A 15,756-nucleotide genomic window follows, 5' to 3' on the forward strand; every position below is an offset into this window, starting at 1 on the left:
CGGGCTTCAATTTAAAGAAAATGCTCAATAGAATTAAAGAGCAGATTCTTTTTACCCTTTTTCAAATGTTAAATGATTGGGAAGTACTTCTTTTGAAAATTGTAGCTCATCAAAATACAAGGGTTTTTAAGGTTTGACTAGTTAAGTCATATTAAACTCAAAGTAAATTCGATTTTAGTTGAGTTTAGTGTGGGTTAAGTGTGAGGTAGCTATAAGATTAGTAGCGGGATAGTATAACAAAGGCTCCACATTGGGAGCCTTTATTATATAAATCAGGATACTGTTGCATTAGCAAGCTCCACAGCATTTGGCCTTTTTAGTCGTACAATCGCCCTCTTTTACCTCTTCCGCTTTAAACTCTAACTTCTCGAATGCTTTAACCAAGCTTTCCTTGTTTGTTTTATCCTCACGGTACTTCACAGTTACCGTTTGTCCTTCAAAATCAACATTCAAATCCTTCACGCCCTTTTCAAAAGGAATATTCTTAGTGATTTTGTTTACACAACTCTGGCAGTCCATTTCTACTTTATAAGTAACTTCACTTACCTTCTTCTTTTTATCCTCGGCATAAGTACTTATTACAAACAATGCCATTACAGCTAATACTAATAATTTCTTCATGACTATTTATTATTTAATGTTATTACTCTCTATCAATTGAAAAACGAAGACCAAAATACACCCGTCGTCCCATAATTGGTCCCCATATTAATGAACTATCAAACTCATCACCAAAAGGATCGTCACCTGCGATTATCGGTTCATCCTGCTTAAAATCACCAAGGTTCTCAACTCCCACATAAACATTCCATTTGCGGAAATAACGTGTGATTTGCGAATTTACAATCTGATAAGCATCAAATGAACTTGGTCGCTGATACTCCACAGGGTTAGCCTCAGTGGAAGGAACACGTCCCTTTCCATTAAACTGGGTAGTAAAGTCGAACTGCCACTTCTTTAATGGTGTCGAATAGGATAAATTCACTAATCCCTTGGTTCTACTTATCAATGGCCTGTCCAATAGTTCGCCATCGTAAGTTGCTTTAACATCATTTAAACGCCAGGCAGCAACAACATCCATCCCCCTTAGCAACTCGTACTTCCCTTCAAGTTGGAAATTATTGGCATACGACTTACCATTCAGATTATAGAAATACACAGCATTAACACTCTGATCGGCATCTACAATTAATTGATTCTGAAAGTCCGTTCGGTAATACTCTGCATTTAAGGTCAGCTCTTTCCCTGCAATGTTAATGTACTGGGTGATATTAGCACCATAATTCCATGCCTCTTCCTGGTCCAGGTCATTCGCAATATTAATATCTCTTGAGCTCGCCAACAGATAGCTATTTTCTGCCAGTACATTAGGAGTACGATAGCCTTTACCAGCCGAAGCTCTTAAAATAGTATTTGGCGCAATGTTATACTTTGCATGAATACGAGGCGTAAACAAGGTTCCAAAATTATTATGAAAATCGACTCTACCGCCTGCAATTACCGTTAAACGTTCAGGTAAGGAATAGGTATATTGAAAATAGGCGCCTGGCACTACTTCTTGACGATTGAGCTCTTGCTTATTGTCAGGCTGCTGAAAGTCAACAATCAACACCTCATCGAACTCATCGGATTGAAAACTGACTCCGGTACTAAACTTATTGTTATCATTACCAATTACCGATTGAAAGATAAGGTTGGCATATAGCGAACGTTGCTGGGCATCATACTGTTTTCGTCCATAGAATGAGTTCTGCTCATGAAAAGCATAGTTAGCAACCAATGCTAAACTAGACACCTCATCATCGAAAACATAACCCGCCTTGTAAAACCCTTCGTATCGGCGTGTATCAATATTGATACCATACAACTGCTCTGGCGTGCCAATATTTTGATCACGTGGTTGACTACCTTCAAAGCCCATTTGTCCACCCAAGCGATTCTCATCTAAAACTTTGATGCCAATTTGTGATGTAAAACCATTCTTATTATTGTAATCCCATCGGTTGATAAAATTCAATTGCTTCAATAAAGGCTCATCACGAAAACCATCATCGTTATCATCGGTTGACTTTTGGTCTTCTGAGTAATGCGCCAAGATTGCTGTTGTCCATTTATCATTTATATGGATAGAACCGTTAACATTACTCTCCCATCGTCCTGTATTATTGGCATACACATTCAAAAAGAATTTCTCAGAGTTAACCGGCTTTTTATATTCCACGTTAATCTGTCCGGTTAATGCTTCGTACCCATTGATAACTGTTGCTGTTCCTTTTGAAATTTGAATGGACTCCATCCATGCTCCAGGTATATAATTTAAACCGTACAAAGTTGCTAAACCTCTGAAATTAGGAATGTTCTCAGTCATCATTTGCACATAATTACCTGACAGACCTAATAATTGTATTTGTTTTGCTCCTGTAGCAGCATCGGCATACGAAACATCAACCGATGCATTGGTTTCAAAACTCTCACTTAAGTTACAACAGGCTGCCTTGCATAATTCGGCACCTGTAATATTCACTTTTGTTAGTGGGTCGATGCGCGACATGTGGGAACCTGCTTTTTTACCAGCTACTAAAACCTCATCTAACTGATCGCTTTCTAAAACAACGTCCAGGAAACTATTATTGGTGATAAGTAATGTATCTGCTTTATAACCGATGTAACTAATGACCAGCTTTGTATTACCTGCCTTTTGTTCAATTTTAAACTGTCCGTTAAAATCGCTTACTGTACCACTTTGAGTATTGGCCCAATATACATTGGCACCAACTAACTCGGTAACAGTTCCTTTGTCATTTGCTTTTACAACACCAGTTAATTCAATACTGACTTGCGCAAACACTGTAGCGCCGACTGAAAACAGCAGTATTATTATTAAAAGAAATCTATTCATCATTATTTGATTAGATCAACCCGACACAATTTTATGTGAACGAGCTTTAATTTAGGTTATTAATCCTTTAAGGTTAATTGGTTAAAATCACCTAAAACCCCTCTATAACAGAGAGTTTCTAACAAATTGTATGAATCATAAGCGAAAAACGCAATTCATCGCTGGCGAAGGCTCGTCAGGAATATTCTGAATTACGTCGGCAAAAAGTAGTGTTGAACCATTAACAGTCACCAAAAGGTCGGCAACAACAGTTGTCGAATGAAATAAATCAATCACCTCGGCGATAAACTTAAAATCGGCCACTTGTGTCTGCCCTTCAAAGGAAGCCTTTTTAAATTGGTGCTTACAAGTGTCTGTATCGGTATTGTGATGTATGTGTTTTCCTTGTTCGTGAGAGCATGAAGTACATGCATTCTCGCACGAACAGTCTTCGCAAGCATGATCGTGCGTATGAAGTGTGGTAATGATTCGTGCGATGGTTTCACCCTCTTCACAACCTACACATTGATGCTGAAAGATGTGCACCCCTAATACCGATGGTACAAATGCCATCAATAGAAAGAAGCTTATCGCCCTATATTTCAACTTAAATGTTTTCATGCTACTGCAAAACAAATAAAATCTGCCTACATGAACAAAATTTTAACAAATGATTTACATCACTCACTATTCGATAGACTTGCCATCCCAGCCACTTATTCGAGCTAATATCCACCACATAGCATAGGCTTTACGGTTGGATATAACATGTTGAGTGGTATGGTTTCCGAATACAACTTCTCCTTTGGGTTCAATTTTATTTTCGTAATAATGAGTTCCTAAAACATGACTATTCTGCCAATCGTGATAATAATTGCCACTCCCACCATTGGCATTTGCATATTTTTCAGAGTAGCCATCGTCACTGGCATCATCCCAATAGATATCGTTCATACAATGTGTGTCAATACTATAGTAGTCGAGACATAACAATTTATTTTTCTGACAATAGGCATTAACAATAGCTGCTTGTTGCTCAGGGTAGCCATCTCCCAGGTTTAAGTTTTTTCGAGCATGACCGGTCATAAACACAAAACACACCGGAACCCTTCTTTGCCCATCCCCATTTCCTATTTTTGATCCTCCGCTTCCATACTCATCAATCAAGGTTTGCATTCCCGGCAAGTAAACACCTTCTAAATCATGATGCCTAATACTGCACCATGCCCACATCACAACATTTATTTCAGCATTTAGCGGATCATCTAAATAGTTACGGGTGGCTTGAATAAAAGCTGTTTCTTCTCTACTTAAATCAGAGGCATCAGTACCCTCTTCTGCATACTTTTGTATGACATAATCATTAACATCCAATTTATCGGGCTGTTTGCCATAGCGCGTTATTCCAAATAATTTTTCATCCCCATCTTTATAATCTTGTAAACCATATAAACCATAGCTAACATGCGTGCCGTGCGATGTATGCTGATAGGCAACACGCAGATTATTTCGTGCTAAATCAATATAAGCCTGTGGAATTGCTCTCAGCACTTCTTCATTTGCCACCCTATAGTCAGCAATAAAATCATCACCTTCAATAGGCTTCACGCTAAAGGCATAGTCTATCGCTATCGGGTTTTCAGACTCCTTGCTATCATTACCAGTACAGCCAAGTACTGCTATCAGAATTACAAAACACACAATTGACTTCATTGTTAATCTATTTAATTTCCATGAAGATATTTAACTTTAAAAGGATAGTCAAGCCGAAGTAATTATAACACGGCAATCGCCCATTAAAAAACTTTTACGCGAAACTCTTCTCTTAAAGAGAACAGAACTTGATTTTGCTCGAGCCACAAGGGCTTTTACTTTAGTTCACAAAGCCTATTAAAAGCGTTCATGATTTCCGCTTTGCTCCAATTCTTCCTTCAGACGAAGAGAGTAAACAAAGAAGCCCGCCGACTGCACCACTCGCTTACCCACTAGTTTCTTTGTTTTGAGACAGAAAGAACTCCCTACGTTCATACAGCTTTAGTTCACTAAAGCATATTTAAAAAGGTGTTCATGATTTTCGCTATGCTCCAATTCTGTCTATTCAAAATCAAAGAAAAGCGGGTCCCAAGCTACGTTGCTGATGTCGGATGCGTATCATGAAACCTTGCAAGTTTAAATGCGATTGCCGAAGGAATTATAATAGGGCAAGCGCATTTAAGATTTATACCTTTGCTCTAGCCGCAAGGGCTTTTCATTTTTGGCAACAGCCCCAAAAACGGAAACAAAAAAGGCCGCGACTACACCACTCGCTTACCCAATAACTCAACGCTTCGGGAAAAATTTAAAGATTTGCAGCTTCGAGCCAAATTTTTCTACCCTCCACTTATGAGATTGGGTACCAAGCTGCGTTGCTGAGGTCGGTTGATTTACAGCTTTGTTTTAAATGCGATTGCCGAAGGAATTAAAATCGATGGATCGTAATTATTCAAAGAAACATCTACTTTTGAGCTCTGATGGCAGACTTATATATATACAACCCCACCTGCGATATGGCAATTGAGAACGGCACCAATAGCTTCATGCCATCGCGTTTGCTCACGCAGTTTGAACACGACATCAGCCCACTCATGGCTTTTCTTGGGCAAGAAGATGACTATGTATTATACACTGGCGATGGCTACCATCAATTCTCAGATTTTTGGTTACAAGTAAACAAACGCTTGCCACAAGCCATTAATCAATCACAATTCAAAAACCTGGAGTTTAAAAGTGTTCAACCATGGGGATGGAGTCAGCTCATTCACAATCGTTACAAACAAAGCTCGCTACCAAAATCGCACATCCCTGTTTTTTCTAATGGAGCTAACTACCAACAATTCTTTAGTCGCAAAACAAGTCTTCAACTCATTGAGGAATTAAATACACAGGAGCTTCATCATTTTGTTTCAATACCACAACTTCCACAAACTGTTGAAACAATTGAGGCCATAAATGACTTACTTCATCTACACCCAAAGGGGATTATTCTAAAAACATTGTGGAGCTCATCGGGTCGTGGTTTACTGTTTATACGTAAGGAGCTACACCTGAGCAATGGCATGAACTGGATTAAGGCTCAAATAAAAAAGCACGGAGCCCTAATTGCTGAACCCATATATAATAAGGTACAAGATGCTTCACTCCAATTTACTATTGATAGAGGTGGCTCCTATCATTTTTTGGGTATTAACTATTTTGATGCCGACCAAGAGGGGCATTTTAGCAAGGAGTACATTCATACACCCTATGAAATATTTGAGCAATTGCCAACTGACGATGTCTGGATACTGCAAACAGCTCAATCGCTAATGAAAAGCATGCAAGCTTTGAACCTTCATCATCATTACCATGGCCCCATTGGTGTGGACACAATGTTTATTAAGGACATCAATGGCGACTTGCGTTTTTACCCCTTGGTGGAAGCTAACATCAGACACAACATGGGCTTGGTCAATTTATCTATCAAGAAACTGATTGCTTCATCGAGCAAAGGCACATGGCAAATTACTCAGTTTGATAAAGGTGGAGCTGTAGATTTTTTGGAAGAGCACTTGCAAAAACACCCAGTAAGCATTCAAAATAACAAAATTACAAAAGGCTTCTTCCCACTGACTCCATTTACCACGAACACGCGTTTTGCTGCTTGGGGATTGGTTGAGTAAAAGACCCAATCTGTAGATAAGAGCTTTGTTTGTATTGATATGATTTAGACACCTTATTAATCTGTTTTACATTTGAGTAATCGTTCATACTTAAATAGGAGCAGCATGCGAAACACATATCCCTCAATTCTTATCCTCGTGATTATTGGGCAGTCACTTTTTGCTCAATCATTACCCTATCCCATTGTTGATACAGGTGTTACTACATTTTACGATGATGTATCCATTATAACAAAACCCAAAGAGGGTAATGCTTTTTTTGGTCAGGATGCCAATTACACAGGAAACCAAGCCTCCTATAACAACAACGGCAATGGCACTATTACCGATAATATAACAGGTCTAATGTGGGCCAAAGATATGGGTGAGAAGATGACTTACGAACAAGCTTTTACGAAAGCAGAGCAATCAAGACTTGGTGGATACAGTGATTGGCGCGTTCCTACCATCAAAGAACTTTATTCGCTAATTCAGTTTACGGGTCAGCTAAAACGTGGCAATGCACACAAGTTATACATCAACACCGAATACTTCAACCAGCCTTTGGGCGATACTTCAAAAGGAGAGCGTGAAATAGATGCACAAACATGGTCGGCCACACAATATGTAGGCAGCACCATGCGCAAGAGCAAGACTGTTTTTGGCGTTAACTTTATTGATGGTCGTATTAAGGGCTACCCCAAGTTTAACCGACGAAAAAAGGAGGACAACAAATTATATGTTCGTTTGGTGCGCGGCAATACCTCCTATGGCAAAAATGAGTTTATAAACAATAACAATGGTACCATTAGCGACAAAGCAACGGGTTTAATGTGGCAACAAGCCGATGACGGCCAGGCTCGCAATTGGGAAGACGCACTTGCCTATGCCGAAAGTGCAGACATAGCTGGTTACACCGACTGGCGTTTACCTAATGCGAAAGAGTTACAAAGCATTGTTGATTACACACGATCGCCACAAACAAGCAAGTCGCCAGCCATTGATGCACTTTTTAGCACTACATCGATTAACTATCCGGATGGAAGCAAGGGGCATTATCCATTTTTCTGGAGCAGCACCACCCACCTCGACGGGCGTAACCCTTTTGCCAGTGCTGCGTACATAGCATTTGGCGAAGGCCTTGGAAAGATGCACGATAAAGTAATGGATGTGCATGGCGCTGGATGCCAACGAAGCGACCCAAAAACTGGTAAACCTGCAAACTATCCTCAATACCACGGGCCACAAGGCGACATTAGGTATGTGTATAACTATGTAAGGCTTGTGCGAACGATAAAACCAACAAATAATGATTAAAACATGTTATTTCCGATTAATAAGCTTCCTCATAGTAAGCACTTTGTTAATCGCTTGCTCCGACGAAAGCAATACACCTCAAGCAGATGATGACGATGCCACCAATTATCCTAATATCCTATTAATAATAGCCGATGACATGGGGCTCGATGCTACGCCAGGCTATAGCGAGGGCGTTCAAAAACCCAATATGCCCAACCTCGATCGTCTTATTTCATTGGGTATAACCTTTGACAATGCATGGGCTTACCCACTTTGCTCGCCAACACGCGCAAGTATATTAACTGGTAAATACGGATCTCAAACAGGTGTACTCAGCGTTGAAAACGCTGCTATTTCAAGTGACGAAATCAGCATCCAAGCCTACCTCGATGCGAACACAAGCTCCAACTATGCACATGCTCACTTTGGCAAATGGCATTTATCAAAATTTAATCAAACAAGTGCTCCCAACGACCTTGGCATTGGCTATTTTGCAGGCCAAATGCAGGGTGGTTTGCTAGACTATCATAGTTGGGACTTAAACATTAATGGAACAACAGAAGCTTGTAACGAATACCATACTACTAAAATTACTGAGCTAACAATTGACTGGATAAACCAACAGACGCAGCCATGGTTTTGCTGGCTGGCCTATTCGGCACCTCACACGCCTTTTCACTATCCACCAAGCGAAATGCACAGTCAGGATGAAAACGAGGGAAGTGATTTATCGATGTACTTGGCCATGATGGAAAGCATGGATTACCAGATGGGACGCTTGTTCGACTCCATGGATGAAACCACTCTTGCCAATACGATCATCCTATTTATAGGCGATAACGGCACCGAAAAAGCTGTTTTGCAAGCTCCCTACCGAGGCAGAAAAGGCAAAGGCTCTCTTTATCAAGGTGCCATTTATTGCTGCGGGCAAAGGCGTTACACGACAAAATGTACGTGATGCCAACCCAATTAATACCACTGATTTTTTTGCAACCATTGCCGAGTTAGCAGGAGCAGATCTTACAAATTATCAGGATGGATACAGTTTTAAAGAACTGCTATCAAGCGAAACAACAAGTAAACGCCAATATAACTTTAGTGAAATTGATCATGGAGATAATTATCGTTACGCCATTAGTGATGGTACATATAAACTCATAAGCAATAACGACAAGGATGATGAATTATACAATTTAAGTGATGATCCTTACGAGACCAATGATCTTTTTAACAGCACCAACACCAATGATCAACAAGCTATCATTCGCTTAACTAGCGAAGCCAATACCCTTACCAACAATTAAAACAAAACACCATGAAACGACCATGTCAATTTGATTATCCAAATTTTCACACAGGAGGATTATAAAATTTACATGAGATTTCCATATGACAATTGAAAGCAAATTATAACCATATGAAGAATATATTTTTATTTATCGCCCTATTTTCACTTGCCTTAAGCGCTTGCGAGGATAACTCCCCATCCGAAGATGATGGAAATAACCATAAGGATCTTGACCTTACAATGACCTATGCCATTGTTGACACCAAACAAACTACTTTTTATAATAATAGTACGGAGATGAGTTCTTCTCCTGAAGCGGGAAGCACTTTCTACGGACAGGACGCCCAGCATACGGGTATTCAAGCATCATACACCTCCAACGCCGACGAAACCGTTACGGACAACAATACTGGATTAACGTGGGAGAAAGGCTATCAGCGCTTAACGCATAGTGAAGCACTGGCCTATTTAAACGAGAAAAACACTGGCACATATAACGACTGGCGCATTCCAAGTATTAAAGAACTCTACTCCTTAATGCAATTCAATGGCACCGACGTGAGCAGTGCAGACATGCATGTGCAGCCACCAAGCACGGCCATACCGTTTATTGATGATAACTATTTCGACTTTGATTATTTCGCCAATGGCGACCGTGCAATTGACGTGCAGTATTACAGCAGCACCAAGTACACAGGCCTTACCATGAATAACAGCGAAAGTTTGTTTGGCCTCAATGTGGCAGATGGCCGTATAAAAGGATATCCATATGTCTCGCGTGGTGTTGAAAAAGACTACTCGGTGAAGTTGGTTAGAGGCAACCCAGAATATGGCATTAATGATTTTGTGGATAATAAGGACCAAACCATTAGCGATAATGCCACCAGTTTAATGTGGACAAAAAATGACAGTGGTGAAGCTATGGAATGGGCAGATGCATTGAATTGGGCACAAACAATGAACAGCAATATGCACCTTGGTTACAACGATTGGCGCGTACCCAATGCCAAAGAATTACATAGCATTGTCGATTACTCACGCTCGCCGCAAGCCACCAACACGGCAGCCATCGATCCTATTTTTAACACATCAAAAATAAACGTTGAAGGTGGTTTAGAGGATTACCCATTCTTTTGGAGCAGCACTACACACTTAAACACACAATCAGCTGCATCAGCCGTCTATATTTGCTTTGGAGAGGCATTGGGCTTTTTTCCGGAAGGATCAACAAACCCAATTGATGTACACGGAGCAGGGGCACAACGGAGTGATCCTAAAAAAGACAATGGTAAAGATTATAGCGCTGGCCATGGCCCCCAAGGCGATGTGGTGCGTTTTGCCCATTATGTTCGCTTAGTTAGAGACATTCAATAAGGATTCACTTCTATAATATATAAGAGCTTGCATGGTCAACATCGACTGTGCAAGCTTTTTTTTAGTCCATTACACAGCTTACCACCTTGCCAATCCTCTTCACCTTTTCAGGGGGGAAGTACCACCGCTAGGTGGGGATGGGGGTTAAACATCAATGTCAATATACTAGAGCTAAGCCTACATATTATCGATGACAAGCAACAAACATGAGTTAACAACTATCAGAAGACAGCTATGAAATACCACAATCTTTATTTCATATTGAGCTAGTAAAATGCCGTAACACAATCTAACTGGCTTTCGAAATGAATGCTCTAAAACCTATTTTGATTAGTAAACTGTATTAATCAATAACCACCCCGCCTTTGGCACCCCTCCTTATAAAGTAGGGGAATGATTTACACCCACTAAACCCTTGGGGATAATCACTATCCCCAAGGGGCGAGACTTGATCCCCATGGGGCACGGCTTTGGAACCATGGGGATAACTGTTTGCCCCAACAAAAGAAGCTTGCGCCCCATGGGGCAAGGAGCAATCCCCATGGGGATGACGATGCGCCCCATGGGGATTGCTTTAAAAAACTAGGGGCGAACCCTTTGCCCCTAGGGGATAATGATGCGCCCCCAGGGGATAAAGCCTCGCCCTATGGGGATCATGTCTCGCCCCCATCTAAAGTTTCTGACTAATTGCAGCACACTACCCCCATTTTACTGTGTAAAACAGCAAAAGCCTTGTAGGATAAATTACCCCATTCATCGATAAATAGTAGCACCCTGTTGATTCTAGTTTATAAAGCAAGCTGACAATGATACATTTGATAACAGAAATAAAGGAAGTAGCACTACTTAACGTCTAACTTTTGTAAACATTAAAAAATTAAATATCATGAAATCATTTTTAAACATTAGCAAAGTACTTTTAGTTATCATCACTTTTGCATTGAGCACTTCTGCCATGGCACAAAGACAAGGCGGACAGCGCAACAATGGGCCACGCATTCCCAATGAGCAGCAAATCGAAAAGATGATTCAAGAATTAGAAAAAGAATTATCGTTGAGCGAAGAGCAAAGCATTAAGGTGCAAGCGGTATACACAGCTCACTTTAAAAAAATGGAAGAGAAAACTAAAAATGGTCGTCCTGATCGTGAGGAAATGCAAGAAATGCGTGCTGACTTTGAGAAGGATGTGAATGAACATTTGACAAAGGAGCAACAAGTCGCTCATGCTAAACTACTAGAAGAACGTAGACAGCAACGCAAGCAAAAAAGGTAGACTACAATGAAAGTAAAACATTATTACCGAAGTTTTGCTCTCATTTATGTGATGGTGATCCTGCTCATAGCAGGACTCATCATCGCCAGTGCCGGCTGCACTCAGCATATTATTAGTAAACACACCTCCTGTTTACGCACCGAAAGACCACATCCCCGATAAGCTATTATACCGATTACTATTCAAAATGCGCCTTTCGTTCGCTTCACTCCTAAAAGCACTATGAATATGTATCGGCATTATACCAGCGCATTTTAATATTTAATTGGTATTATTTAATCCTATATCCCATTTCATATGCAATTACCTTTCAACCAAAGCATCCAACTAAAAGACATAGAAGGTGTAAAGCTTATGAACCGTGTAGATACAAAATACTGGTTTCACAACAGCAAATTGCACGAGATTCTGGAAGATGCCAGCCAGTATTATTATATACTTGAAATTGAAAACAAGCAAGTACTCTCTTATTCAACCACCTATTTTGATACGAATGAGGACAGCATGTATCGAGCACATCATAACGGGCATTTAAATCGCTACAAAATTCGCCAACGTACTTATATCGATTCCGACATTTCTTTTATTGAAATAAAGCATAAAACCAACAAAGGCAGAACCATTAAAAATCGCATTTCAACCACTGGTAAGCAGCTTACTTTTAACGAAAAAGAGCAACATTTTTTAAATGACAACTGCCCTTTTGTAATTCAGGATTTACAACCAGCCATTCGTAATTCATTTCAACGAATTACCCTCGTTGGTAAAAACTTTGACGAACGTTGTACCATTGACATCAATCTTGAGTTTGAATGGGAATGCAGCAATACAGCGCTTGCCGACCTGGCTATAGTTGAGATTAAAACCGATGGACCGCCTGTCAACTCTAAATTATCGCAGATATTAAAAAACAGAAACATTAAAAAGTCAGGATTCAGCAAATATTGTATTGGTCGAACACTAAGCGACAAACACCTAAAGCACAACGCCTTTAAACCTAATATTAGACGATTAAGAAAAGCACTTAATATCTACAACTAAGAAATCACACACATATGATTACTGAAATACTTTCACAATTCAACACAGAAGCGATTGGGGATGTCGCTAATCAATTGCCCGATTGGGAAGATAGCTTCCGCTTATTAGGCGTTAAACTCATTAACCTAAACGACTTTACCGAGCTTTTGTTGAGGCTTCTGATAAATACCGTTTTAATTTTTACTGTCGTTCATTTCATGTACGCCAAACGAAGTCGACGTAAAGATTTTTATTTCAGCTTTATGGTAATTGGGGTTATTGTGTTCCTGCTATGCTTTTTACTTAGCAACGTAAAGTTGGAACTGGGTTTTGCACTTGGTTTGTTTGCCATTTTTGGCATACTCCGCTATCGAACCGATGCCATTCCAATCAAAGAGATGACGTATTTATTTGTTGTTATCGGCATATCAGTCATCAATGCCCTATCGAATAAAAAGGTGAGTTATGCCGAGCTGATGCTAACCAACATGGTAATAATCGCAGGACTTTGGTATTTAGAGAAACGCCTTGCCATGAAACAGGAACTTTCGGTGCAACTAACCTACGAACACATCGAAAACATCAACCTGAACAAACACGATGAGCTACTCGAAGACATGACGAAAAGAACTGGCATCAACATCAGCCGGTTCGAGATCAATAAAATAGATTTTTTACGCGACGTAGCCGACATCACGCTGTATTACAATGCCAACAACATTAAAGCCAAGGAAAATGAGCAAGCTTAATAAATATCTGATCATGGTTATTGTCATTGGCTGCATGTGGGCTCCATTATACGCTCAAGACATTGACAATACTTTTCAAACCCGTACCGAGTTTAAGCTGAGTTATAAACTATCGAAAAAATGGAAGATTCAGGCCACACCCGAACTAAGGTTAGATGACTCGTTTAGCATTGATAAGTATATAATTGAACTAAAAACGATTTATAATCCTTTTAAAAAGCTAGCCTTGGGTGCCAGCTACCGATTTGTTGCTAATACAAGAGAGACAAAACCCACTGAATACATACAGCGCTATGCCTTTGATGCCAAATACAATTTTAAATTTGACAGGTGGAAACCTTTGCTGTGCTTACGCTACACCAATTACTCTGAAGATGATGCCGATGGTGAATTTTTACGTTACAAGGCAGGTGTAGAATACAACATACGCAAATGCAAACTAAGCCCGTTTGCTGGTGCCGAACTCTTTCATGAATTTAATAATCAGGAACTTTTTAAAGTACGTTACTCATTGGGCAGTGATTATAAGTTAAGTAAAAAACACGCCATTAGCGTGGCCTATAAACTTGATTATTACATGCAAAAATTCGAGAACAAGCACATCCTTTACTTTGGTTACAAATTCAAATTATAAAAATCATCTATTATGCATATCTCAAAAAACAACTTACTTGGCCTACTATTTGGTCTATTAATATTGGTCAGTGCCTGCAGAGAAGACAGTGCGATTGCACCTGAAAGTGAATCTGAGCAGGATGAAGAAGAAGTGATTGTAGACCCGGAGACATATCCCGATTGGAGCGATGAAACACACAGCAAAAGTGCAGAACTGAACTATGATATAGTATTTCAACAAGATGCGGTATTACGCATTGACCTTAAAATAAGTGATAGCAATTGGTCGCAAATGCAAAGCGACTTGGCAACTAACCTTGGAAGTACTGGTGGAGGCCCTGGTGGCGGAGGTCCAGGTGGTGGAGGTCCAGGTGGTGGCACAAGCCCTGGAGATACTGATTTTGATCCTATTTGGGTGCCTTGTTCTTTTACCTTTAACGATACAGAGTGGTACAACGTTGGCGTTCGATACAAGGGTAACTCAAGTTTAAAATCGGCCTATCAGTCAGGCAACCAAAAACTATCGTTCAAACTCGATTTTGATGAATTTGAAGATGATTATCCTGCTTTAAAAAACCAACGATTTTATGGGTTTAAACAGCTCAACCTCAACAATAATTTCGATGATGCATCGCTTCTGCGCGAGAAAGTTGCTTCCGATTTATTTAGGCAGTTTGGACTTGTATCTGCGCAAACCAGTTTTTGCGAGGTTTATGTTGATAATGGCTCAGGCCCACAATACTTCGGCTTATACACCATTGTTGAGGAGATGGATGATACCGTTGTTGAAACACAACTTAGCGATTACAGTGGCAACCTTTACAAGCCCGATGGTGATGCAGCCAGTTTTGCTAACGGTACTTATGACAATGGCGAAATGGAAAAGAAAAACAACGAAGAAGTTGGAGACTACAGCGATATTAAAGCCCTATACTCCACACTTAATTCATCAACACGCACCAGTAATGTAGAACAGTGGAAGAGTGAATTGGAAACGATATTTAATGTAGATGGTTTTATGCGGTGGCTAGCGGCCAACACCACTATACAAAATTGGGATACCTATGGCCGAATGACCCACAATTACTATTTGTATAACAACCCAGCTAACAATTTACTTACCTGGATTCCGTGGGACAACAACGAAGCTTTTCAGGAAGGTAAACAAGGTGGTGCTTTAAGCTTTTCAATGAACGAAGTTGCTAGCAACTGGCCCTTGATCAATTATCTGATGCAAATACCAGAGTACGAAAACATGTACAAAGGCCACCTCGAGGATTTTGCCGATAAGGTTTTTATTCCAAGCGAAATGAATACGCTTTACAGCAAGTATTACGACTTACTGAAAGAATATGCTTATGCAGAACGCAGCACACATTCATTTATAAGTAGTAACAGTGCTTTTGATAATGCCATAGAAGAACTAAATAATCATGTTCAGAGTCGCAACGATGCACTATCTGAATATTTAACTATTGATTAATCGGGGAAGCGACAAGTTATCTGATCCAGTCATTTGTACTGATCGGATAGCTTGTTTTTAAAAGTGAGGCCATCCCAAAACGGCATTTCTTGGCTGAATC

At 40.0% G+C, this 15,756-nt stretch carries 14 protein-coding genes; 10 read left to right on the plus strand and 4 right to left on the minus strand.

Annotated elements, in window-relative coordinates; all coding sequences use genetic code 11:
• Positions 1-288 precede the first annotated feature (288 nt).
• From FNN09_RS07675 to FNN09_RS07690, 4 genes are all read right to left on the minus strand, one after another.
• On the minus strand, positions 289-621 hold the full coding sequence (locus FNN09_RS07675; protein WP_143301150.1) for a heavy-metal-associated domain-containing protein: 333 nt from the start codon (positions 619-621) through the stop codon (positions 289-291).
• 22 nt (positions 622-643) lie between these two features.
• Positions 644-2,899: a TonB-dependent siderophore receptor gene (locus tag FNN09_RS07680; protein WP_143301153.1), complete on the minus strand. Its 2,256-nt coding sequence runs from the start codon at positions 2,897-2,899 to the stop codon at positions 644-646.
• A gap of 135 nt (positions 2,900-3,034) precedes the next feature.
• On the minus strand, positions 3,035-3,499 hold the full coding sequence (locus FNN09_RS07685; protein ID WP_143301155.1) for a hypothetical protein: 465 nt from the start codon (positions 3,497-3,499) through the stop codon (positions 3,035-3,037).
• Between the two features lie 66 nt (positions 3,500-3,565).
• Positions 3,566-4,591: a hypothetical protein gene (locus FNN09_RS07690; protein ID WP_143301158.1), complete on the minus strand. Its 1,026-nt coding sequence runs from the start codon at positions 4,589-4,591 to the stop codon at positions 3,566-3,568.
• A 797-nt stretch (positions 4,592-5,388) separates the two neighbouring features.
• Here FNN09_RS07690 and FNN09_RS07695 point away from each other — a divergent pair.
• The 10 genes from FNN09_RS07695 (at position 5,389) to FNN09_RS07740 (ending at position 15,656) form a co-directional block, all read left to right on the plus strand.
• Positions 5,389-6,576: a hypothetical protein gene (locus tag FNN09_RS07695; protein WP_143301160.1), complete on the plus strand. Its 1,188-nt coding sequence runs from the start codon at positions 5,389-5,391 to the stop codon at positions 6,574-6,576.
• A gap of 105 nt (positions 6,577-6,681) precedes the next feature.
• Positions 6,682-7,872: a DUF1566 domain-containing protein gene (locus FNN09_RS07700; RefSeq protein ID WP_143301163.1), complete on the plus strand. Its 1,191-nt coding sequence runs from the start codon at positions 6,682-6,684 to the stop codon at positions 7,870-7,872.
• Positions 7,865-8,812 (plus strand): sulfatase-like hydrolase/transferase, encoded by a 948-nt coding sequence (locus tag FNN09_RS07705; protein ID WP_143301165.1) that lies wholly within the window; start codon positions 7,865-7,867, stop codon positions 8,810-8,812. The genes FNN09_RS07700 and FNN09_RS07705 overlap by 8 nt, the downstream gene beginning before the upstream one ends.
• Positions 8,763-9,158: a sulfatase/phosphatase domain-containing protein gene (locus tag FNN09_RS07710; RefSeq protein ID WP_143301168.1), complete on the plus strand. Its 396-nt coding sequence runs from the start codon at positions 8,763-8,765 to the stop codon at positions 9,156-9,158. The genes FNN09_RS07705 and FNN09_RS07710 overlap by 50 nt, the downstream gene beginning before the upstream one ends.
• Before the next feature lie 113 nt (positions 9,159-9,271).
• Entirely contained in the window at positions 9,272-10,516 is a 1,245-nt protein-coding gene (locus FNN09_RS07715; RefSeq protein ID WP_221932449.1) for a DUF1566 domain-containing protein, read from the plus strand.
• A gap of 886 nt (positions 10,517-11,402) precedes the next feature.
• Complete coding sequence (locus tag FNN09_RS07720; protein WP_143301171.1) at positions 11,403-11,789, plus strand: hypothetical protein; 387 nt, start codon at positions 11,403-11,405, stop codon at positions 11,787-11,789.
• A 297-nt stretch (positions 11,790-12,086) separates the two neighbouring features.
• Positions 12,087-12,830, plus strand: coding sequence for a polyphosphate polymerase domain-containing protein (locus FNN09_RS07725; RefSeq protein ID WP_143301174.1), 744 nt, complete (start codon positions 12,087-12,089; stop codon positions 12,828-12,830).
• A 14-nt stretch (positions 12,831-12,844) separates the two neighbouring features.
• Positions 12,845-13,558 carry a DUF4956 domain-containing protein gene (locus FNN09_RS07730; protein WP_143301177.1) on the plus strand — a complete coding sequence of 238 codons (714 nt, stop codon included), beginning with the start codon at positions 12,845-12,847 and terminating at the stop codon, positions 13,556-13,558.
• Positions 13,545-14,192 (plus strand): DUF2490 domain-containing protein, encoded by a 648-nt coding sequence (locus tag FNN09_RS07735; RefSeq protein ID WP_185968928.1) that lies wholly within the window; start codon positions 13,545-13,547, stop codon positions 14,190-14,192. The genes FNN09_RS07730 and FNN09_RS07735 overlap by 14 nt, the downstream gene beginning before the upstream one ends.
• A gap of 12 nt (positions 14,193-14,204) precedes the next feature.
• A complete protein-coding gene (locus FNN09_RS07740) occupies positions 14,205-15,656 on the plus strand; it encodes a CotH kinase family protein (RefSeq protein WP_143301184.1) in 1,452 nt (483 codons plus the stop codon).
• The last annotated feature ends 100 nt before the right edge of the window (positions 15,657-15,756 follow it).

This window comes from Carboxylicivirga sp. M1479 (genome assembly GCF_007097485.1).
GTDB lineage: Bacteria > Bacteroidota > Bacteroidia > Bacteroidales > Marinilabiliaceae > Carboxylicivirga.

Bases quoted from the DNA above. Each gene is read 5' to 3' on its own strand.
- FNN09_RS07705 (WP_143301165.1), top strand. From the start codon at position 7,865: ATGATTAAAACATGTTATTTCCGATTAATAAGCTTCCTCATAGTAAGC.
- FNN09_RS07740 (WP_143301184.1), top strand. From the start codon at position 14,205: ATGCATATCTCAAAAAACAACTTACTTGGCCTACTATTTGGTCTATTA.
- FNN09_RS07735 (WP_185968928.1), top strand. From the start codon at position 13,545: ATGAGCAAGCTTAATAAATATCTGATCATGGTTATTGTCATTGGCTGC.
- FNN09_RS07715 (WP_221932449.1), top strand. From the start codon at position 9,272: ATGAAGAATATATTTTTATTTATCGCCCTATTTTCACTTGCCTTAAGC.
- FNN09_RS07720 (WP_143301171.1), top strand. From the start codon at position 11,403: ATGAAATCATTTTTAAACATTAGCAAAGTACTTTTAGTTATCATCACT.
- FNN09_RS07690 (WP_143301158.1), bottom strand. From the start codon at position 4,591: ATGAAGTCAATTGTGTGTTTTGTAATTCTGATAGCAGTACTTGGCTGT.
- FNN09_RS07675 (WP_143301150.1), bottom strand. From the start codon at position 621: ATGAAGAAATTATTAGTATTAGCTGTAATGGCATTGTTTGTAATAAGT.
- FNN09_RS07680 (WP_143301153.1), bottom strand. From the start codon at position 2,899: ATGAATAGATTTCTTTTAATAATAATACTGCTGTTTTCAGTCGGCGCT.
- FNN09_RS07700 (WP_143301163.1), top strand. From the start codon at position 6,682: ATGCGAAACACATATCCCTCAATTCTTATCCTCGTGATTATTGGGCAG.
- FNN09_RS07730 (WP_143301177.1), top strand. From the start codon at position 12,845: ATGATTACTGAAATACTTTCACAATTCAACACAGAAGCGATTGGGGAT.
- FNN09_RS07725 (WP_143301174.1), top strand. From the start codon at position 12,087: ATGCAATTACCTTTCAACCAAAGCATCCAACTAAAAGACATAGAAGGT.
- FNN09_RS07695 (WP_143301160.1), top strand. From the start codon at position 5,389: ATGGCAGACTTATATATATACAACCCCACCTGCGATATGGCAATTGAG.
- FNN09_RS07685 (WP_143301155.1), bottom strand. From the start codon at position 3,499: ATGAAAACATTTAAGTTGAAATATAGGGCGATAAGCTTCTTTCTATTG.